General features: G+C 66.3%; 17 protein-coding genes. 4 read left to right on the forward strand and 13 right to left on the reverse strand.

Annotated elements, in window-relative coordinates; all coding sequences use genetic code 11:
- Positions 1 to 4: 4 nt before the first annotated feature.
- The 8 genes from ruvX to FB459_RS12435 form a co-directional block, all read right to left on the reverse strand.
- Entirely contained in the window at positions 5 to 493 is a 489-nt protein-coding gene (gene ruvX / locus FB459_RS12400) for a Holliday junction resolvase RuvX (RefSeq protein ID WP_141928730.1), read from the reverse strand.
- Between the two features lie 2 nt (positions 494 to 495).
- Complete coding sequence (alaS, locus tag FB459_RS12405; protein ID WP_141928731.1) at positions 496 to 3,204, reverse strand: alanine--tRNA ligase; 2,709 nt, start codon at positions 3,202 to 3,204, stop codon at positions 496 to 498.
- A gap of 258 nt (positions 3,205 to 3,462) precedes the next feature.
- A complete protein-coding gene (locus FB459_RS12410) occupies positions 3,463 to 4,626 on the reverse strand; it encodes an ABC transporter ATP-binding protein (RefSeq protein WP_141928732.1) in 1,164 nt (387 codons plus the stop codon).
- Positions 4,627 to 4,632: 6 nt separating this feature from the next.
- Complete coding sequence (locus FB459_RS12415; RefSeq protein WP_141928733.1) at positions 4,633 to 5,718, reverse strand: ABC transporter ATP-binding protein; 1,086 nt, start codon at positions 5,716 to 5,718, stop codon at positions 4,633 to 4,635.
- Between the two features lie 13 nt (positions 5,719 to 5,731).
- On the reverse strand, positions 5,732 to 6,721 hold the full coding sequence (locus tag FB459_RS12420; protein WP_141928734.1) for an ABC transporter permease: 990 nt from the start codon (positions 6,719 to 6,721) through the stop codon (positions 5,732 to 5,734).
- A gap of 111 nt (positions 6,722 to 6,832) precedes the next feature.
- Positions 6,833 to 8,584, reverse strand: a complete 1,752-nt coding sequence (locus tag FB459_RS12425) for an ABC transporter substrate-binding protein (protein ID WP_141928735.1) — start codon at positions 8,582 to 8,584, stop codon at positions 6,833 to 6,835.
- Between the two features lie 76 nt (positions 8,585 to 8,660).
- Positions 8,661 to 9,686 carry an ABC transporter permease gene (locus FB459_RS12430; RefSeq protein WP_129625001.1) on the reverse strand — a complete coding sequence of 342 codons (1,026 nt, stop codon included), beginning with the start codon at positions 9,684 to 9,686 and terminating at the stop codon, positions 8,661 to 8,663.
- A gap of 193 nt (positions 9,687 to 9,879) precedes the next feature.
- Positions 9,880 to 11,250 carry a replication-associated recombination protein A gene (locus FB459_RS12435; protein ID WP_239701739.1) on the reverse strand — a complete coding sequence of 457 codons (1,371 nt, stop codon included), beginning with the start codon at positions 11,248 to 11,250 and terminating at the stop codon, positions 9,880 to 9,882.
- A gap of 19 nt (positions 11,251 to 11,269) precedes the next feature.
- Here FB459_RS12435 and FB459_RS17870 point away from each other — a divergent pair, with 19 nt between their 5' ends.
- The gene (locus FB459_RS17870; RefSeq protein ID WP_129625000.1) at positions 11,270 to 12,043 is read left to right on the forward strand and encodes a GNAT family N-acetyltransferase; all 774 of its coding nucleotides are present in this window, start codon (positions 11,270 to 11,272) and stop codon (positions 12,041 to 12,043) included.
- A gap of 16 nt (positions 12,044 to 12,059) precedes the next feature.
- Complete coding sequence (locus FB459_RS12445) at positions 12,060 to 12,869, forward strand: thioesterase family protein (RefSeq protein ID WP_141928736.1); 810 nt, start codon at positions 12,060 to 12,062, stop codon at positions 12,867 to 12,869.
- Positions 12,870 to 12,888: 19 nt separating this feature from the next.
- Here FB459_RS12445 and FB459_RS12450 read toward each other — a convergent pair whose 3' ends face one another.
- From FB459_RS12450 to FB459_RS12465, 3 genes are all read right to left on the reverse strand, one after another.
- On the reverse strand, positions 12,889 to 13,491 hold the full coding sequence (locus FB459_RS12450) for an HAD family hydrolase (RefSeq protein ID WP_141928737.1): 603 nt from the start codon (positions 13,489 to 13,491) through the stop codon (positions 12,889 to 12,891).
- 135 nt (positions 13,492 to 13,626) lie between these two features.
- Positions 13,627 to 15,444 carry an aspartate--tRNA ligase gene (aspS, locus tag FB459_RS12455; RefSeq protein ID WP_141928738.1) on the reverse strand — a complete coding sequence of 606 codons (1,818 nt, stop codon included), beginning with the start codon at positions 15,442 to 15,444 and terminating at the stop codon, positions 13,627 to 13,629.
- Positions 15,445 to 15,871: 427 nt separating this feature from the next.
- Positions 15,872 to 16,249: a YchJ family protein gene (locus FB459_RS12465; RefSeq protein ID WP_239701734.1), complete on the reverse strand. Its 378-nt coding sequence runs from the start codon at positions 16,247 to 16,249 to the stop codon at positions 15,872 to 15,874.
- Between the two features lie 79 nt (positions 16,250 to 16,328).
- On the opposite strand from FB459_RS12465, the gene argG reads away from it, so the two are divergent.
- Together argG and FB459_RS12475 are read left to right on the forward strand one after the other, a co-directional pair.
- Complete coding sequence (gene argG, locus FB459_RS12470) at positions 16,329 to 17,750, forward strand: argininosuccinate synthase (protein WP_141928739.1); 1,422 nt, start codon at positions 16,329 to 16,331, stop codon at positions 17,748 to 17,750.
- A 170-nt stretch (positions 17,751 to 17,920) separates the two neighbouring features.
- Positions 17,921 to 19,429 carry a peptide MFS transporter gene (locus FB459_RS12475; protein WP_141928740.1) on the forward strand — a complete coding sequence of 503 codons (1,509 nt, stop codon included), beginning with the start codon at positions 17,921 to 17,923 and terminating at the stop codon, positions 19,427 to 19,429.
- Between the two features lie 57 nt (positions 19,430 to 19,486).
- Here FB459_RS12475 and FB459_RS12480 read toward each other — a convergent pair whose 3' ends face one another.
- Positions 19,487 to 19,909: a hypothetical protein gene (locus FB459_RS12480; RefSeq protein ID WP_129624994.1), complete on the reverse strand. Its 423-nt coding sequence runs from the start codon at positions 19,907 to 19,909 to the stop codon at positions 19,487 to 19,489.
- Complete coding sequence (locus tag FB459_RS18260) at positions 19,896 to 20,246, reverse strand: phosphotransferase-like protein (RefSeq protein ID WP_170221906.1); 351 nt, start codon at positions 20,244 to 20,246, stop codon at positions 19,896 to 19,898. Before FB459_RS18260 ends, FB459_RS12480 begins: the two co-directional genes overlap by 14 nt.
- Positions 20,247 to 20,262 lie beyond the last annotated feature (16 nt).

Here is a 20,262-nt window from a genome sequence, read left to right on the forward strand (position 1 = left end):
TTCTTCACGTCGACCGCCGGTGGCGGGGTTTGCGCCCGCCCACGGCGATGCCTGGGGGCGCACCGGTCGTACGTTCTGTGTCCAACGCGACTTGCAAGATCATCGCAGCCGCCTGGCTGTCGATCACGCTTTTGCTGCGCCGTGTCGAAACTCCGGCTTCGCGCATCGCCCGGTGAGCGTCCACCGTGGTGAGCCGTTCGTCGACCAGCCTCACCCCGATGGATGGTCTGGCTCGGTGCAGAGCGGTCGCCCAGGCGCGCGCTGCCTCGGCGGCCGCCCCTTCGTCGCCGGACAACGACCTCGGCAGCCCCACGATCACCTCGACGGCGGAACGCGCGTCGACCAGTTCCAGCGTCTGCTGGATGTCGCGGTTCGTGGCGGCGTCCCGCGCGAGGGTCGTCTCCGGGGTCGCGATGAGGCCGTCCGGGTCGCAGATCGCGATCCCGACCCGGACGGAGCCCACGTCGACGCCGACGCGTACGCCACGGCGCATGATCAGTCGAGTGTCTGTCGAATCGCGCAGGCCACGGCCGACAGCGCCTCGTCCACCTTGGACGGGTCCTGGCCGCCGCCCTGGGCGACGTCCGGCTTGCCACCGCCACCGCCACCGAGCACGGACGCGGCCTGCTTGACCAGCGCACCCGCCTGGATGCCGCGGTCACGGGCCGACTGGTTGGTAGCGATCACGACCACCGGCCGCCCGGCATTGACACCGGTGACCGCCACGACGGAGCCGGACGCGTCACCGAGGCGGGCGCGCAACGAGAGCACCAGCGAGCGCACCTGGTCCGCCGGTAGGTCACCCGCGTGGTGGGTCAGCACCTTCACCGCGCAAATGTCCTGTGCCTGCTCCACGAGGGAGGCAGCCTCGGCCTGCACCTGTTCCTGCTTCAGCCTGGCGATCTCGCGCTCGGCGTCCTTGACCCGGCCGAGCAGGGCGTCGACCTTGTCGCGCAGTTCGCCCGGTTGCGCGCCGACCATTCCGCTGAGTTCGGCGACCAGCATTCGTTCCTTGGCGAGGTAACGCAGCGCTTCCATCCCGACGAGCGCCTCGACACGACGTACGCCCGAGCCGACACTCCCCTCACCGGTGAGCGTCAGGGCACCGATCTGCGAGGAGTGTGCGACGTGCGTGCCACCGCACAGTTCGCGCGACCACGGGCCACCGATTTCGACGACGCGTACCTGCTCGTCATAGGTCTCCCCGAAGAGAGCGAGCGCCCCCCATTCGCGCGCTTCCGGCAGCGTCATGAACTGCGCCGACACCGGAAGGTCCTGTCGCACAGCGAGATTCGACACTTCCTCGATCTCGCTGCGGGTCGCGGCCGAGAGGCCGGAGTTCCACGCGAAGTCGAGACGCAGGTAGCCGGGCTTGTTGTACGAACCCGACTGCAGCGCGGACGGGCCGAGGACCTGCCGCAGCGCCGCGTGCACGACGTGGGTGCCGGAGTGTGCCTGACAGGCCGACACACGCCACTCGGGGTCGACCTTGGCCTCCACTGCGTCGCCGACGGTGAGCCCGTGCTCGCCGGCTTCGACGGTGTGGACGACCAGGCCCTTGACCGGACGCTGAACGTCGCGCACCGGCAACTCGCCGTACGGACCGGCGATGACTCCTGAGTCTGCGATCTGACCGCCGGACTCTGCGTAGAACGTGGTGCGGTCGAGTACGACCTGACCGGTCTGACCCGGACGAAGCTCGGGCACCTGCACGCCGTCCACGACGATGCCGGTGATCTTCGCGTCCGCCGAAAGTCCTTGGTAGGCAAGCCAATCGGTGGCACCGAGGGCTCGCAGTTCACGCCACACCTCGGTGTGCGCGTGGCCGGCCTTCTTCGACTTCGCGTCGGCCTTCGCGCGATCGCGCTGCTCCTGCATCAGGCGGCGGAACCCCGGCTCGTCGACCTGGACACCCTGCTCGGCGGCCATCTCGAGGGTCAGATCGATCGGGAAGCCGTAGGTGTCGTGCAACTGGAAGGCCTGCTCTCCCGCGAGCGTCGCCTGGCCACCGCCCGTCGACGCAGCACTCTGCTTCGCCTTCGTCACGGCGGTGTCGAGGATGACCGTGCCGGCGCCCAACGTGCGGCGGAACGCGTCCTCCTCGCCGTAGGCGATCTGGCTGATGCGGGGAAAATCGATCTCGAGTTCGGGGTAACTGGCCTTCATGCGGTCCATGGAGACCGGCAGCAGTTCGGGCAGGGCCTTGTCCTCGTAACCGAGCAACCGCATCGCGCGCACCGCGCGGCGCAGCATGCGACGCAGCACGTAGCCGCGACCCTCGTTCCCCGGGGTCACTCCGTCGCCGATGAGCATCAGGCTGGAGCGGACGTGGTCGGCGACCACACGCAGGTGCACGTCGTCCGGGTGCGATTGCCCTGCCGCCTGCCCGGACTTCTCGCCGTACTTCCTGCCGGTCATCTCGGCGGCCTTGGCGAGCACTGGGAAGACCTCGTCGATCTCGTACAGGTTGTCCTTGCCCTGCAGGAGCGTCGCCATGCGCTCGAGGCCCATACCGGTGTCGATGTTCTTGGCGGGCAGCGGACCGGCGATGTCGAAGTCGGCCTTGCTGCGCACCTGTGACAGGTCGTCCTGCATGAACACGAGGTTCCAGAACTCCATGTAACGGTCCTCGTCGACCGCCGGTCCGCCCTCGGCGCCGTACTGCGCGCCACGGTCGTAGAACAACTCCGAACAGGGACCACCCGGACCGGGCACACCCATGTTCCAGTAGTTGTCCTCCTTGCCGCGGCGGGTCATCCTCTCGACGGGGATGCCGATCTTCTCGTGCCAGATCGCGTACGCCTCGTCGTCGTCCTCGTAGACGGTCGGCCAGACACGTTCGGGGTCGAGGCCGTACCCGCCGTCGGCGATCGGGGTGGTGACCAGACCCCACGCCAGTTCGATGGCGCGCTCCTTGAAGTAGTCACCGAAGCTGAAGTTGCCGTTCATCTGGAAGAACGTGCCGTGACGTGAGGTCTTGCCGACCTCTTCGATGTCACCGGTGCGCACGCACTTCTGGACGCTGGTGGCGCGCGGCCACGGCGGCGTCTGCTGGCCGAGCATGTACGGCTTCATCGGCACCATGCCGGCGTTGACGAACAGCAGGTTGGGGTCGTCGTAGATGAGCGGTGCGCTGGGCACGACCACGTGGTCGTTGTCCTCGAAGAACTTCAGCCAACGGCGCCGGATCTCGGCGGTTTCCATGAGAATCCTTAGGTTTCGATCAAGAAAATGGGCAGGACGAGGGGCGGGGCCGACAGGGCCCTACGCGGCTCGTGCTCCCAGGTGCCGACACGACCCGACTGTCCCGGCGACGTCGCGTCGTCGGGCTGCTCGGGAGAAGGTGTCGGTATGCATCCCTCGAAGCTTATCGCCCGTCGGTGAGGGTCGTCGCGACAGATACGAACGGCGGCCGCGCCACGGTGTGTGGTGCGGCCGCCGTTCGAATGCGTCCTGCGTGGATCAGGCGTCCGCCTCGACGACCTCTGCGGTGAGGTGGGTCTTCTTCTCCGGGAAGTGACAGGCGATGCCGTGACCGAAACGCTCCCCGTGCCCCTTGATCTGCGGTTCCTCGCTGGCACAGATGTCCTGTGCCTTCCAGCACCGGGTGCGGAAGCGGCAACCGCTCGGCGGATCGATCGGGCTCGGGACGTCACCGACCAGTCGGATCCGCTCCTCGGGCACGTGGCCACGAACGACATTCAGGTCGGGCGCCGCCGAGAGCAGCGCCTGCGTGTAAGGGTGCTCGGGTGCGCCGTAGATCTCCTCGCGGTCGCCGAGTTCCATGACCTTGCCCAGATACATGACCGCGACGCGGTCGCAGAAGTGCCGCACGACGCCGAGGTCGTGAGCGATGAACACGAACGCGATGTCGAGTTCCTTGCGCAACTTGCTCATCAGGTTCATGACCTGTGCCTGGATCGACACGTCGAGCGCCGACACCGGTTCGTCGGCCACGATGACCTTCGGCTCCACGGCCAGCGCTCGGGCGATACCGATGCGCTGACGCTGACCGCCGGAGAACTCGTTCGGATAACGATTGATGTGCTCAGGGTTCAGACCGACGAGTTCCAGCAACTCCTGAACGCGTGCCTTGACCTGCTTCTTGGGCACGATGCCGTGCAGTTCCAGTGCGGTACCGACGATCGACTGAACCGTGAAGCGGGGGTTCAGCGAACCGTAGGGGTCCTGGAAGATCAGCTGGATGTCACGACGGAGCGGACGCAGGTCCTTCTCCTTCATGTGGGTGATGTCGTTGCCGCCGAAGGTGATCTTGCCGTCGGTGGGCTCCAGCAGTCGGGTGATGAGACGACCGGTGGTGGTCTTGCCACAGCCGGACTCACCGACCAGGCCCAGGGTCTCCCCCGCGGCGAGGTCGAAACTCACTCCGTCGACGGCCCGTGTCTGCAGGGTGGTCGGGAACAGCCCCGAGTACTCCTTCACCGGGAAGTGCTTGGCGAGGTTCTCCACCACCAGCAGCGGCTCACGGCCGGCGGTGGCCTTGCGCTCGTGCACCACCGGGGCAGCGTCGTACTCCGGCCGATGCGTGGCACCGGCGCCTGCGGCGTTCTCTTCGGCGCCGGCTGCGTGGGAGCCGGTGCCCGATTCCTTGTTCAGATCTGCCATCTCGTACTACTTCCCCAGTCGCGGCGCGACCTCGGCCGCGAAGATCTCGGCGGGCTCGGCCAGGTGGCACCGGGTCAGACGTCCGGGTTCGCCCGGCACCTCGGTGAACGCCGGCAGTTCGGTGAAGCACCGGTCTCCCGGAACACGGTCGGCGTAGTCGCACCGCGGGTTGAACGAGCAGCCCTTGGGCAGGTTCAACAGGCTCGGCGGGTTGCCGCGCACCGGGTTCAACGGCACGTCGAGTGCTGCCGACAGCGAGGGCACCGACGACAACAGGCCCCAGGTGTACGGGTGACGCGGATCGGCCAGCACCTCACGCGTGGTGCCGTACTCAACACCGCGGCCGGCGTACATCACCAGCACCTTGTCGGAGACCTCCGCGACGACAGCAAGGTCGTGGGTGATCATGATGATCGCCGACCCGAACTCGCGCTGCAGATCGTTGAGCAGGTCGAGAATCTGTGCCTGCACTGTCACATCGAGCGCGGTGGTCGGCTCGTCCGCGATCAGCAGACGCGGGTCGTTCACCAGACCGAGTGCGATCATCGCGCGCTGACGCATACCACCGGAGAACTCGTGCGGGTACTGCTTCGCACGACGGGCCGGGTTCGGGATACCGACACGGTCCAACATCTCGACCGCACGCTTGTGGGCGACACTCTTGGACACCTTGTGGTGCACCAGGTACGCCTCGGCGATCTGGCTTCCGATCTTCTTGAACGGGTGCAGTGAAGACTGCGGATCCTGGAAGATCATCGCCACGGTGTTGCTGCGCACCTTCTGGAAGGTCTGCGGGCTCGCGCCCACCAGTTCCTGTCCGTCGAGCAGGATCGACCCGCTCATCCGGGTGCGCTTCGGGTCGTGCAGGCCCATGACGGCCATCGACGACACGGACTTGCCCGAACCGGACTCCCCCACGATCGCCAGGGTTTCACCGAGCTTGAGCTCGTAGCTCACGCCGTTGACGGCACTGACCACACCATCGGCCGTCGGGAACTGCACCTGCAGATCCTTGACCTCCAGGATGGTCTCGGCGTTGGGGTCGAGCCGCGGACGGCGGGAGGACTGTTCGCTGATTGCTGCTGTGGACATCGCTCTTCTCTCCTCAGGACAGCTTCACGCGTGGGTCGACGACGCCGTACAGCAGGTCGACGATGAGGTTGCCGACGCTGACGACCAGGGCTCCGACCAGGACGACGCCACTGATGACCTGCAGGTCCTGCTGATCGAACGAACGAATCGCCAAGGTGCCCATGCCGGGCAGACCGAAGATGCGCTCGGTGAAGACCGCCCCGGACAGGTCCGCGGCGATGTTCAGGCCGACGAGGGTCAGGAACGGTGCCATCGCAGCGCGCAACGCGTGGCTGACGACGACCTTCCGCTCCGACAGGCCCTTCGATCGGGCGGTGCGGACGAAGTCACCGGAGAGCGTGTCGATCATCGCGGCGCGCACGTAGCGCACGTATGCCGTCGCCTGGATCAGGCCGTAGATCAGCCAGACACCGATCAGGCCGACGAACCACTTTGCAGGATCTTCGGTGAATGGCACCCACTGACTGCGCGGGAGAATGGGATGCAGCACCATCAGGTACAGGAAGAACAGCAGCGCGAGGATGTAGTAGGGCACCGACGGGACGAACTGGGTGATACCGACGATCATCCGATCGACCCAGTTACCTCTGTTGCGCGCTGCCACCACCCCGAACATCAAGCCGAAGAGCGTGTAGACCACGGTGCCGCCGACCACCACCGACAGCGTGACCGGAGCTGCTTGGAAGACCATGTCCTTGACCGGACGGTCCTGAACCCAGGACCAGCCCAGGCAGGGGGCGGCGCATTCCTTCTGGAAACCGCCGGAGGTGATCGTGCGCCCGACGGCGATCCCCTTCACGTACTCGGTGTACTGCTGAACCTTGGGCTTGTCGAGGCCCATGCTCTTTTCGATCTCCGCGATCCGCTCCTCGGTGCAGTTACGGGTGCACGAAATTCCGGCGGGATCGTTCGGGCCGAGATAGAAGATGACGAAGGTGAAGGTCACCGCGGCAAGCATGACGCTGAGCGTCATGAGCAGCCGTCGGAGGACGTAGACGAGCACGAGTACTCCTGGTCGGAATGGGGTGCGTTGGGGGCTCGCGAGAAGGGCCGCCCGGGATCACCGGGCGGCCCCGCTCGTGAACTTACTTCAAGGTGTTGCTACTGACGTAGGTCAGCCGACCCAGACCTGGGCCAGGTCCGGCATACCGCGGTTCGGGTCGTTGACCACGTTGTGGACCTGCTTGCCGAAGATGAAGTTGGCCTTACCGTAACCCAGCGGGATCGCCGGGATGTAGTCCTTGGCCAGCTTCTCGTCGAGCTTGTTCCACTCCGGTCCCTGCTTGTCGGCGTCGAGACCGATGATGCGGTTGATCTCGGCGTCGAGGGTCTTGTCAGCCAGGAAGCCCACGCTGTGGCCACCCTTCTGCACGGCGCTGGTGAACAGAGCCGGGTAGACGGAGTCGCCGGCCGGCCAGTCGTAGCACCATCCGGCGGGACCAGTGAGGGTGTTGACCTTGCCGTCGGTCTCGGCGCGACGCTTACGAGCGTCAGCCTTCGGCACACCGACGTCCTTGACCTTGAAGCCGGCCTTCTCGAACGCGGTCTTGCGGGCGATGTTCGCCTTGACTGCCTCCGGGTTGTCCTGGGTGTAGTACCAGGAGATCTCGAAGTTCTCCTTGCCGGCGTCCTTCAGCATCTTCTTGGCCTTCTCCGGGTCACCCGTACCCTGGCCGGTCATGCCGTTCTGCGGGGCGTAGGCCTTGAACCCCGGCACCTGCGGCGCCATGTACGACGTCGCCGGGGAGAAGCTTAGGCTGGTCGCGCCCGACGCCTTGCGCACCTGGTCGTACGGGTACGCAGCGGCGATCGCCTTGCGGACCTCGAACGGCACGGAGCGGGTGTCGATGTTGAAGTAGGTGACACACGGGTCCGGACCGGTGACCAGCTGGTCCTTCTGCTGGTTGACCTTCTGCAGCAGGGTCGAGTCGACGCCGTCCCAGTTCAAGGTGGTGGCGTCCGGACCGGTGCTGGCGAGGATCGCAGTCTGGGTCGGCTTGATGTCGGCACCGAACTGGAAGTTGTACGAGTCGACGTACTGGCGGCGAGCCGGGTCGGAAGCAGCATCCCAGTTCGGGTTCTTCTTCAGGGTGAGGCTCTGGCCCTTGACGTACTTGTCGAACATGTACGGACCGGTGGCGATGGGGTTGTCGCCGTACTTGTCCTTGGTGTCCTTGGCCTGCGGAATCGGGGAGACCTGGGTGAACGCCGCGTAGTACGGGAAGGTCGGCCACTTCTTCTTGAGCTTGATCTCGATGGTCTTGTCGTCCTTGGCGACGACACCCTTGTACTCGCCCTTGTCCTTGAACGGACCCTTGTACTTGTCACCGTCGAGCAGGTAGTCCATGACGTACGGCGGGCCGTCCGGCAGTTCCTCGGTGGCGAACGACCGCTTCACCGCGTAGGCGATGTCGGCAGCCTTGATCGGGGTTCCGTCGGCGTACTTCAGGCCGTCCTTCAGAGTGAAGGTCCAGGTCAGGCCGTCCTTCGACGCCTTGCCCAGGTCGGTGGCGAGGTCGGGCACGAGGACGGACTTGCCGTTCTCGACCTTGTAGGTGGTGAGCGTACGGGTCACCAGCTGGCTCAGGATGGCCATGGTGTCCTGGTAGTAGGCACGGGTCGGGTCGAAGGTCTCCGGCACCGACGCGTACTTGATGGTCAGCGTGCCGCCCTTCTTCGCACCCTGGATCTCCGGAGCGGGGCCCTTGGCGTCGGCCTGCAGGTCGGCCGCGGCCGTGCCCTGCGAGGTCGACGAGCTCGAACCCTTGCCCGCGTCGGTCTTCTTGTCGGAGGGGCTTCCTCCACCGCAGGCTGCGAGCGACACAGTGCCCGCTGCAGCCAGCGCCACGACCTTGGTCCAGCGCATGTTGTTTCTCCTTTGTGTACTTCCCGGCCAGCACCAGGAAGGTTCTGCACGATCCGTCGGCGACGGATCGAAGTCTTTATCGGCGGGTGTTCGGGTTGAACGCGTCCGCGATCGCGTCGCCCAGCAGCGACAGCGCGAGCACCAGCAGGGAGACCGCGATCACGGGGACCCACAGGTACAGGGGCTGCAATTCGTAGTAGCCCTGTGCCGCGGCGATCGTCAGACCCCACGAAGCCGTCGGCTCCTTGAGCCCGACACCGAGGAAGGACAGACCGGCTTCGGCGGAGATGAACGCCGGGATGGCCAACGTCAGCGACACGATGATCAGGCCGACCAGGTTCGGAAGCATCTCCTTGAACAGGATCCGGCGTGTGGGCACGCCCAGCGCCCGAGCGGCCTGCACGAATTCTTTCTCGCGCATCGAGATCACTTCGCCTCGTACCAGGCGAGCAAGGCCGGCCCAGAAGAAGAAGGTGAGCACGAACACCAGCGAGCCGAAGCGAACCTTGGTGACCGTGTCGTCGGAGATCTCCAGCGGAGAGCCGAACCATGAGGTGATGATCGGCACCAGCGCGATGGCGAAGAGCAGGAACGGCAGCGACAGGATGAAGTCGATGACCCACGAGACGATGTTGTCGATCCAGCCACCGAAGTAGCCGGCCAGCAGACCGACCGTCACGCCGATGACCGTTGTTGCGATCGCGGCGAATGTGCCGATGACGATGGAGGGACGTGCTCCGTACACGAAGCGAGCGAACAGGTCACGGCCGAGCGAAGGTTCGATGCCCAGCCAGTGGTCGGCGGTCTGCCCGATGGTGGGAAGTCCGTCGACGTCCAGCAGGTCGGAGTGCGTGGTCGCGGGGTCCTGCCCTTCGAGCGCGGCCAACGCCGGAGCGAAGATGGCCACCAGCACGTACACGACGATGATGCCGAAGCAGATCATCGCGACCTTGTCCTTGCGCAGGCGCGCCATGGCGATCTGAACCGGCGACTTACCGGCGGTGCTCAGACCCTTGTCCTTCTTCCCACGACGACCGGTGTCTACCGGTTCGACGGTGGCCTCCGAGACAGACTCGGCCACCTGCTGCGGGTTGAAGCTCATCGATCCTCCGTTGGGACAGACGCGGGTTCGGGCTCGTCGGTTGACTGACCTTCGGTTGCGACGTGTACCAGGCCCCCACCCGGCGGCTCGTGGTTCACACGCGCCTCACGCCGTGGAAAAACATGCCACACGGTTTGCCAGGTGCAACCCTTCGGTGCCGTACGGTCACCCAATCGTTACCAAGTGTCCGAGATCACAAGGTGTGGTTCCGGATGGTGCTGCGAAGGGTCGCCCAACGCTGTCCCAGGGTCGCTTCCCAGCCCCTGTCGGACGGGTGGTAATAGTCCGCTTCTGAGATCAGATCGTCGGGCAGGAACTGTTGCGGCCCAACGCCATTGGGTTCGTCGTGCGTGTAGCGGTAGCCCTCGCCACTGCCGTACTCGGCGGCGCGCGCATAGCCGGTGCCGCGCAGGTGGGCCGGAACCTGCCCGATCCGGCCGGCCCGGACGTCGGAGATGGCCGCGTTGATCGCCGCATAGGTCGCGTTCGACTTCGGAGCCAGACAATTGTGTACCACTGCCTGGGCGAGCACCAGACGCGCTTCGGGCATGCCGATCTGGGCGACAGCGTGCAGGGCCGCGACGGCCGTCTGCAGTGCCGTCGGATCGGCCATCCCGATCTCCTCCGAGGCGGAGATGACCACCCGCCTGGCGATGAAGCGCGGGTCCTCACCCGCCTCCAACATACGGGCGAGGTAGTGCAGCGCGGCGTCGACATCGCTTCCCCGCATCGACTTGATGAAGGCCGAGGCGACGTCGTAGTGCTGGTCGCCGGTCTTGTCGTAGCGCACCGCCGCCGTCGCTACTGCCTGCTCCACGTCGGCAAGCGTGATGTGGGTCGGCGTCGCGGTGTCGTCACGGTCGAGCGCGACACCTGCGGCCGCCTCGAGCGAGGTGAGCGAACGCCGTCCGTCACCGCCGGCCATCCGGACGAGGTGGTCGAGAGCTTCGTCGTCCAGCACGAACTCGGCAGCAAGGCCGCGCTCGTCGGCCACCGAGTCGGTGATCAGTTGACGAATATCGCTGTCGTCCAACGACTTCAGTGTGACTGTGACCGACCGGGACAGCAGTGGGGCGATGATCGAGAAGGACGGATTCTCGGTCGTGGCCGCGACCAGGATGATCGTCCGGTTCTCCACACCGGGCAGCAATGCGTCCTGCTGCGCCTTGCTGAACCGATGGATCTCGTCGAGGAACAGGACTGTGTCGCGCCCGTAGAGGGACTTGTCGCGCACCGCCTGGTCCAGCACCGCCCGGACGTCCTTGACTCCCGCATTGATCGCCGAGAGCTCGACGAACCTGCGGTCGGTGGCGCCGGCCACCAGGTGCGCGAGTGTCGTCTTGCCGGTGCCGGGCGGCCCCCACAGGATCGCCGAAACCGGACCGGCCGCTCCCCCGGCGCCCTCGATCAACCGGCGAAGCGGGCTGCCGACACGGAGTACGGCCTGCTGCCCTCGTACCTCGTCCAGGTTGCGCGGCCGCATCCGCACGGCGAGCGGTGGTAGTAGGCCGCCCTGACCCCTGGGGTCGGCGTCGGCGGAGGCGGCGAAGAGGTCGTCGGACACGACTGCAACGCTAACCCTCGTGAACCTGCAGCTACGAACCCTGAGCGGACGTGACGAACTCCTTGCCGCGAGCGGCGACGACCCCTATGTGCGTTGGGAATGCGATGCCGCCCTGGTCGATCAGGCGTGGGCGCTCGGATCGGCCGTGGCGTTCCTGCGCCGCGGCCACCATCGTCGCAACGTTCACCTGAACGTCTGCGGCCCGGAGCACGATGCCGCTCCCCTGCTGGACGCGATCGTCGCGGCAGGCTTGCCGCCGGAGGCAGACGGCATCTCGATCGACCAGCATCTCTTCCCGCTCGCGCAGCGCCATTTCACCTTCGGCCGAGGTGGCGACTGGGACTGGATGTGGACGGTGGACACGCCACCTGTCGTGCCTCACCTCGATCACTTGGACGAACTGGACGATACGTTGGACGCCGCAGAACTGTTGGCGCTGAACGAGATCGGTAACCCGACTGCTGAATCTCGTCCGGGCGAGGGCGCAACCGAACTGTGGCTCGGCATCCGCGAGGAGGGTCGCATCGTTGCTGCCGGAGCAATGCACCGCACGGGTGCAGGTGCGCCACACCTCGCCGGCATCGTCACCCACCCAGACGCCCGTGGACGTGGCTTCGGCGCAGCCGTGACTGCCGGACTGACGACCGCGGCACTCGACCGCTCGGGCGTCAGCACGCTCGGGATGTACTCCGACAACGACACGGGTCGTCGGCTCTACCACCGTCTCGGCTACCGCACCGCTCACGCCTGGGCGTCCCGCGGGTTCGCCGAGACACCCATCGGCTCGCAGTGAGTGATGGGATGTGCACATGACCGACTTCGATGACGCGATCGCGCTGACCTCCGCTGCCGACGGCACCTACCGCGGATCGCTTTCGGACGAGTGGAGCATCGGCGAGGCGGTGAACGGCGGGCTGCTGATGGCCCTCTCCACCGTCGCTGTGGTCGACGCTGTTCCGGAGCACCACGCGCACCCCCTCACCTGGAGTGGGGTCTTCCTCTCCCCCGCGGTACCCGGCGAGGTGACGGTCGCACCGACCGTCCTGCGTACCGGTCGGACCATGTCGACCGCCGAAGTGATTGTGCGACAGGGAGATTCAGAACGCTTCCGGGCGCTGGTGACGATGGGCGACGTGTCGTCGCACGCCGAACCGGTGCGCAAGCACAGCCCGATGCCGACCTTCCCGGACGTCGAGCACTGTGTGTCGGCCTCCGAGGCGCCGCCGTCCGCGCTGACGAAGTCGGGGCTGCTCCAGCGCTTCGACATGCGACTGGATCCCGCGACCGTCGGCTGGGCGCTCGGCGACCCCAGTGGGATGGGCGAGATCCGCGGTTGGATCAGGTTCGCCGACGGGCGCGAACCGGATCCGTTGTCGCTGTTGACTTTCCTGGACGCGTTCCCGCCGGTTGCGTTCGACCTGGGCTCGGTGGGTTGGGTGCCGACGATCGAGTTCACCGGCTACGTTCGCGCCGTCCCGGCGGCGGGTTGGCTCGCGATCCGGCTGCGTACTTCGACGGTCACCGGCAACCTGCTGGAGGAGGACGCCGAGGTCTGGGACTCCACCGGCCGACTGGTGGCGCAGTCGCGCCAACTGGCCTCTGCTCGCTTCGCCGCCTGAGAGTCGGCGACCCGATTCGCTACTGCCGCAGGTCGGGGATGTGCTCCGCTACCTCGCGCCGCAACTCAGCGGCGCCGGACGCCGGATCATGATGCACCGCAACGATGCCCAGCGACCGAGCGCTCTCGATGTTGCTCAGAACATCGTCGACGAAGAGCGCCTCCTGTGCCTCGATGTCCAAGTCGGCGAGTATCGCCTCGAAGAACTCGCGGGACGGCTTCATGTGGCCGATCTCGGATGAGTAGTAGGCACCGTCGACCCGGTCGTCGTACTTGCGCTCGTGGCGCATCAACTCGACCCGGATGTCCTGCTGATTGGTCGCAAGCACGCACCGAACACCGGCCGCCCGTGCGTCGTCGACCACCTGCCAGGCCGGTTCGTCCGCTTCGAAGAGCGACCAGAGAGCCAGCACGTCCTCGACCGACACGGCCACAGGGTGCAGATCGACCAGATCGGCGACGACATCCCGCAGGGAGCGCTCACCGCGCAGCGCCGCGTGCTCGGCCTCGAAGAGAGCGGCGGTGAACTCGGCACCGCCCAGCCGCGACAGCGCGTCGTCCCAGTCGTGGGCAGGGTGCTGGAGCACGCCGTCGCAGTCCCAGAGGATCGCCTTGATCGCCACGTGCTGTCTCCGTTCGTTCGCTGAGCCAGATCTCCGAGGGGCGAACCAGGTTTCGGCGCGCGCGTCCTGCTTCGTCGGACGCGTGGCTCAACCAGCGCCGGCGGTGGGAGCGCGGCGAGCCGCGCTCCCACGCCTTCAACTCTGGTTCGGGTTGACCTCGTCGGCACCTTGCGCCGCAGCCTTCGGCTGCTGCGGCTTGGCGTCTACGCCGGCCTCCTTGCGCTGCGCCGACGTGATCGGTGCCGGTGCCGCGGTCAGCGGGTCGTAACCGCCACCCGACTTCGGGAACGCAATGACCTCGCGGATCGAGTCGGTGCCGGCGAGCAGGGCGCAGATGCGGTCCCAGCCGAAGGCGATTCCACCGTGCGGGGGTGCGCCGAAGGAGAACGCGTCCAGGAGGAAGCCGAACTTCTCCTGCGCGTCTTCCTTGGACAGACCCATCACCTCGAACACCCGCTCCTGAATGTCCTTGCGGTGGATACGGATCGAGCCTCCGCCGATCTCGTTGCCGTTGCAGACCATGTCGTAGGCGTACGCGAGCGCCTCGCCCGGGTCGGTGTCGAAGCTGTCGAGGTACTCCTTCTTCGGCATGGTGAACGCGTGGTGCACGGCGGTCCACTTGCCGGAGCCGACGGCGACGTCACCGGAGGCGACGGCGTCCGCGGCCGGTTCGAACAGCGGGGCGTCGAGCACCCACAGGAACGACCAGGCTGATTCGTCGATGAGGCCGCAGCGCTTGCCGATCTCCAGACGAGCCGCGCCGAGCAGGGCGCGCGAACTCTTGACGTCGCCGGCGGCGAAGAATATGCAGTCGCCCGGCTTGGCTCCCACATGCGCCGGCAACGCTGCCTTCTCGGCGTCCGAGAGGTTCTTGGCGACCGGTCCGGTGAGCTCGCCGTCCTGCTGCAGCAGCACGTAGGCAAGGCCCTTGGCGCCGCGCTGCTTGGCCCAGTCCTGCCATGCGTCCAACTGACGGCGGGGCTGCGAGGCTCCGCCGGGCATGACAACCGCACCGACGTACGGTGCCTGGAACACGCGGAAGGTGGTGTCCTTGAACAGGTCGGTGCACTCGACGAGTTCGTTGCCGAAGCGCAGGTCGGGCTTGTCCGAGCCGTACTTGGCCATCGCGTCGGCGTAGGTCATGCGCGGGAACGGCGTCGGCAGTTCGACGCCGATGACCTGCCACAACGCCTTGGCGATCGCCTCGCCGAGTTCGATGATGTCGTCCTGTTCGACGAAGCTCATCTCGATGTCGAGCTGGGTGAACTCCGGCTGACGGTCGGCGCGGAAGTCCTCGTCGCGGTAGCAACGTGCGATCTGGTAGTAGCGCTCCATGCCGGCGACCATGAGCAGCTGTTTGAACAACTGCGGGCTCTGCGGCAGCGCGTACCAGCTTCCCGGCGCCAGGCGTGCGGGCACCAGGAAGTCGCGAGCGCCCTCAGGGGTGGACCGAGTCAGGGTCGGCGTCTCGATCTCGACGAAGTCGCGCTCGGCAAGCACGGCCCGGGCGGCGGCGTTCACCTTGGAACGCATGCGGATGGCGTTGCCCTGTGCCGGACGACGCAGGTCGAGGTAGCGGTGCTTGAGGCGAGCCTCCTCACCGACGGTGACTCGTTCGTCGATCTGGAACGGCAGCGCGGCGGACTCGCTGAGCACCTCGATCTCCTCGGCAACGACGTCGATCTCGCCGGTCGGCAGCTCGGGGTTGACGTCCTTCGCGTCGCGCGGCTGCACGGTGCCGACGACCTTGATGCAGTACTCGTTGCGCAGGTCGTGCGCGCTGCCGGTGAGCACCTCGTCGCGGGCGACGACCTGAACGACACCGCTGGCGTCGCGCAGGTCGATGAAGGCCACACCACCGTGGTCTCGGCGACGCCCGACCCATCCGGTGAGGGTGACGGTCTGTCCGGTCTCCGCCGCGCGCAGCGTGCCGGCCTGATGAGTACGAAGCATGTTCGTTCCTTTCGGTCGGGTCCTCACCGAAGGAACTGCGGGGATCCGCGGTTCCTGGCGAGGAACGGCGGCCCGGGAGGTGTGGGCGGGGGCCAGATCGCGGTGCCACCACACCTTCGCCGGGCAGATCGCCCGGCCTCTCGTCGGTACGCCGGACGCGCGGTTCGAGGCTGACCTTGCGGCCCGGCGGATCGTCACTCCGTCACCTCGAACGCTTTCAATGCTAGGGCAGCACGCGAATGGGCGCGAACCGGTTCCTGCCCATCCGGCCGGTACAAGCTTTACCTGCCGCTTACCCCACTGCCGGTCCGTCGCGCGCAGCAACTTCTACGACCAGAGCCAGTGCCTCCGGTTGACCGACTCCGCGCGTCTGAGCGTCCTTCAGTGCGGTGACATCTGGCGCCAGGAGTCCTGTGGACGGGCGCCGTCAGCCTTCGTCGGAGAGGTAGAACCAGCGTCCGGCGCGGCGTGCGAAGGTGCTGCGTTCGTGCACCAGACCGCCCTTGTGGGTGGCGGTGAACTCGACGACGCCGGTTTCGTCGTCCGGGCCACCGTCGACCGTTTCGTGAACCGTGAGGCCTGTCCATTCGGTCTCCGGGTCGACCGTCACCGGGTTCGGTCGCGTCTTGGGATGCCATGTGCGCCAAAGGTGTTCGCGGTTGCCGTAGAAGTAGGCGGTGTACCGCGAGCGCATCAGCTCCTGCGCGGTCGTCGCGAGCCGGTCGGTGGACAGCAACGGGCCGCAGCACGCGTCGTAGGGCAGCAGCGAGTCACACGGACACATCGGGCAGTGCAGATCGGTCATCTGCCCAGTGTGGACCCCGCGCCCTCCACGAATCGGACGTGGCACCGCCCACATTGGGCGACCTCCTACGATGACGACCGTGTCGAAAGTCTTGAACTCCCTTCCTGTCGGTGAACGTGTCGGCATCGCCTTCTCGGGCGGTCTGGACACGTCGTGTGCTGTTGCCTGGATGCGTGCCGGAGGTGCCGTTCCGTGCACCTACACGGCCGATCTCGGCCAGTACGACGAGACGGACATCGAGTCCGTGCCCGGGCGTGCGATGCAGTACGGCGCCGAGGTGGCTCGTCTGGTCGACTGCAAGCGCCTGCTCGTCGAAGAGGGCCTCGCGGCCATCGCGACCGGTGCATTCCACATCCGCTCTGCGGGCCGTACGTATTTCAACACCACTCCCCTGGGCCGCGCGGTCACCGGCACCTTGCTGGTACGTGCGATGCAGAAGGACGGCGTGTCGATCTGGGGTGACGGATCGACGTACAAGGGCAACGACATCGAGCGGTTCTACCGCTACGGGCTGCTCGCCAACCCGGCCTTGCGCATCTACAAGCCGTGGCTCGACCACGACTTCGTGACCGAGCTCGGCGGACGTCACGAGATGTCGGAATGGCTTGTCGCACACAACTTCCCGTACCGCGACAGTGCCGAGAAGGCGTACTCCACCGATGCGAACATCCTGGGCGCCACGCACGAGGCGAAGAAGCTCGAGCACCTCGACACCTCGATGGAGATCGTCGAGCCGATCATGGGCGTCGCGTTCTGGGACGAGTCGGTGAAGATCGACACCGAGGACGTCACGATTCGTTTCGAGCAGGGCCGGCCGGTGTCGATCAACGGCACCGAATTCGGTGACGACGTCGACGCGCTCATGCACGAGGCCAACACCATCGGTGGCCGACACGGTCTGGGCATGAGCGACCAGATCGAGAACCGCGTGATCGAGGCCAAGTCACGCGGCATCTACGAGGCGCCGGGTATGGCGCTGTTGTGGATCGCCTACGAGCGTCTGGTCAACGCCATCCACAACGAGGACACCGTCGCCGCGTTCCACAACGACGGACGCCGCCTGGGCCGTCTGCTGTACGAAGGCCGCTGGTTCGATCCGCAGTCGTTGATGCTGCGCGAGGGTCTGCTGCGTTGGGTCGCCTCCGCCGTCACCGGCGAGGTCGCGCTGCGCCTGCGCCGCGGTGAGGACTACTCGATCGTCGACACCAAGGGTGAGAACTTCAGCTACCACCCGGACAAGCTGTCGATGGAGCGCACCGAGAACGCCGCGTTCGGTCCGGTCGACCGCATCGGCCAGCTCACGATGCGCAACCTGGACATCGCCGACACCCGCGCGAAGCTGGAGTTGTACGCCTCGCAGGGCGCACTCCCGCAGCGCGAGACAGATCTGGTCGGCGAGTTGAAGCCCGGTGGCGCACAACAGATCTCGTCGAACCCGTTCGCGGGCAGCGACGATGACGAAGCGCTCGACCGCGCGGCGTTCGACCTCGGAACCGACTGAGCGCCCCGACGCACTACCGTCGAACGGCCCCGCCACGCACCAACGGCGGGGCCGTTCGCTGTTCTCGACGGAGAGACGAATCATGAACACGCCCTCCGACATCGTGCTGGTTGTGAACCGAGCACTTTGCGATGCTGAGGGGTCCGATACATCACCTGTGAGGAGTCCTCATGTCCCAGGCGGCATCAGCGCCGGACAGCCCTGAGCGCACTTTCCTCGGTCACCCCCGAGGGCTTGGGACAATTTTCAACGTCGAACTGTGGGAACGCTTTTCGTACTACGGGATGCGCGCCATCCTGCTGTACTACCTGGTCGACACGGTCGCCGACGGCGGTCTCGCGGTCGATGAGACGCTCGCCGCGGCAGTCGTCACGATCTACGGTGCTGCGGTCTACCTGTTGTCGATCATCGGTGGGTGGGCGGCCGACCGAGTCATCGGCGCACGCCGGGCGGTCCTGTTCGGCGGACTCATCATCATGGCCGGGCACCTCTGTCTCGCGATGCCGGCAGCAGCCTTCTCCTGGCTGGGAATCGCCCTGGTCGCACTCGGCACCGGCCTATTGAAACCGAACACGGCGTTGATGGTCGGCCACCTGTACGGCGACCGTGACCCCCGTCGGGATGCCGGCTTCTCGATCTTCTACATGTCGATCAACATCGGCGCGTTCTTCTCCCCTTTCGTGGTGTCGTTCCTGAAAGACCGCTGGGGCTACCACGCCGGCTTCGCCGCTGCGGCTGCCGGCATGGCGATCGCCCTGGTGCTGTTCGTCCTCGGACGCCGATCGGTCGCCGGCGAGAGCGACGTCGTCCCAAACCCGTTGCAGCCACATGAGCGCAAGTGGGTGCCACTGATGCTGATCGGCGCGGTTGCCCTTGTCGCTCTTCTCGTCGTTGTCGCTCGGTTGTGGCGCGACGACACCCTCGAGGCCGTCATCGATGCCATCTCGATCCTGTCGATCAGTGCGTCCATCGCGTACTTCACGGTGATGTTCCGCAGCCCGAAGGTCAGCGAACGGGAGCGCACCCACCTGTGGGCATACATGCCGATGTGGCTGGCCGCGGTGTTCTTCTGGATGATCTTCGAGCAGGCCGCCGGCAAGCTCGCCGCGTTCGCGGACACGCGTACCGACCTCGACTCGCTCGGCTTCACGTTCAAGGCCGAGTGGTTCCAGTCGGTCAACCCGGTGACGATCATGATTCTGTCCGCGCCGATCGGAATGCTGTGGGCCCGCCGGGCCGGACGCTTCCCGTCGACGCCGACGAAATTCGCGATGGGCGTCGTTCTCGCTGGTCTGTCGTTCATCGTGATGGCTTGGGGCAGCGCGCAGTACGAAGGTCCCACCGCTCCGGTATTCCTGCTGATGAGCGTGTTCGTCGTCCAGACGATCGGTGAACTGTGCCTGTCCCCCGTCGGACTGTCGGCGACCACGACGCTGGCTCCCGCTGCGTTCGCCGGTCAGGCGATGGCCTTGTGGTACCTGTCGTCCGCAACGGGTCAGTCGTTGGCCGCGCAGTTGATCCAGGCGATGGGCGGACTGTCCGACACGACGTTCTACCTCGTGCTCGGTGCCATGGCGATCGCCGTCGGTGCGCTGTTGGCGCTCATTTCCCCGATGGTGCACCGCAAGATGAGGGACGCCGAACCGGACGCGCAGCACAAGGCGGCGGCTCACGCCTGAGACCCCGCGTGGTTCGTCTCGGAGCACCGGCCCGTCCGCAGGTGCTCCGAGGCGGCGTCAACTGGCCAGTTCGTCTTCGAAGACGCACTCGTCATATCGGGTGACCTCGTCGTCGGTGGCCAGGTAGCAGCCGATCAGGCGGTCGCCGAAGGTCTGCGCAATCCACTGTTGCCATCGCAGATCCGCAGGTCCGAGATGCGGCGAACCGAGCCGCCCGCGTGCGAACAACAGACATCCACCGATCTCGTCCAGGAAGTCCCGCAGGAAATCCATCAACACCCAGGGCGGTTCGTCCGCGTCGGCGGGCACGTCGTTGATCGCGACCGGCTGCAGCAGCCGTTCGTTCTCGTCGAGCACGAGGAAGGTGATCGAACCGCGGTCCCGGTCCTCGAAGCTGACGAGCAGATCGATCACGTCGGCGACGTCGGAATCGGTGACCGGTGCATCGCTCCAGTCGTCTTCAAGGTCATGGAAACTCATGCCGAGCACAGTGGACCCGTTCTGTCGTCGGTGCCGGTTTCCACAGACAGTTCTCGTTGGTCCACAACGACCGATCAGAGTGTCGCGCTTGTGGTATCACGGCGTGCAGGTGCCGGCGACGGATCAGAGGCCTTCGGTGGTAGCCCGCTCGAGTCCGCCGGAAGGTGGCCTGCCAATCGTCCGGAGTGAGCGGGCAACCCTGTGGACGCAGGTCGGGCCGCGAGCGGATCGAGTGCAGCAGGTCGACGGGGAACACCCTCCACGGGGTCGGCTGCCTTCGGGCGAAGGCCGCTGCAAGAGTGCTCTTTCCCGCGCTCGACCGACCGTTGAGCAGCACCTCGCCCGGCCATGGT

Source organism: Yimella lutea (genome assembly GCF_006715095.1).
GTDB lineage: Bacteria > Actinomycetota > Actinomycetes > Actinomycetales > Dermatophilaceae > Yimella > Yimella lutea.

Bases quoted from the DNA above. Each gene is read 5' to 3' on its own strand.
- ruvX (WP_141928730.1), bottom strand. From the start codon at position 493: ATGCGCCGTGGCGTACGCGTCGGCGTCGACGTGGGCTCCGTCCGGGTC.
- alaS (WP_141928731.1), bottom strand. From the start codon at position 3,204: ATGGAAACCGCCGAGATCCGGCGCCGTTGGCTGAAGTTCTTCGAGGAC.
- FB459_RS12410 (WP_141928732.1), bottom strand. From the start codon at position 4,626: ATGGCAGATCTGAACAAGGAATCGGGCACCGGCTCCCACGCAGCCGGC.
- FB459_RS12415 (WP_141928733.1), bottom strand. From the start codon at position 5,718: ATGTCCACAGCAGCAATCAGCGAACAGTCCTCCCGCCGTCCGCGGCTC.
- FB459_RS12425 (WP_141928735.1), bottom strand. From the start codon at position 8,584: ATGCGCTGGACCAAGGTCGTGGCGCTGGCTGCAGCGGGCACTGTGTCG.
- FB459_RS12430 (WP_129625001.1), bottom strand. From the start codon at position 9,686: ATGAGCTTCAACCCGCAGCAGGTGGCCGAGTCTGTCTCGGAGGCCACC.
- FB459_RS12445 (WP_141928736.1), top strand. From the start codon at position 12,060: ATGACCGACTTCGATGACGCGATCGCGCTGACCTCCGCTGCCGACGGC.
- aspS (WP_141928738.1), bottom strand. From the start codon at position 15,444: ATGCTTCGTACTCATCAGGCCGGCACGCTGCGCGCGGCGGAGACCGGA.
- FB459_RS12465 (WP_239701734.1), bottom strand. From the start codon at position 16,249: ATGACCGATCTGCACTGCCCGATGTGTCCGTGTGACTCGCTGCTGCCC.
- FB459_RS12475 (WP_141928740.1), top strand. From the start codon at position 17,921: ATGTCCCAGGCGGCATCAGCGCCGGACAGCCCTGAGCGCACTTTCCTC.
- FB459_RS12480 (WP_129624994.1), bottom strand. From the start codon at position 19,909: ATGAGTTTCCATGACCTTGAAGACGACTGGAGCGATGCACCGGTCACC.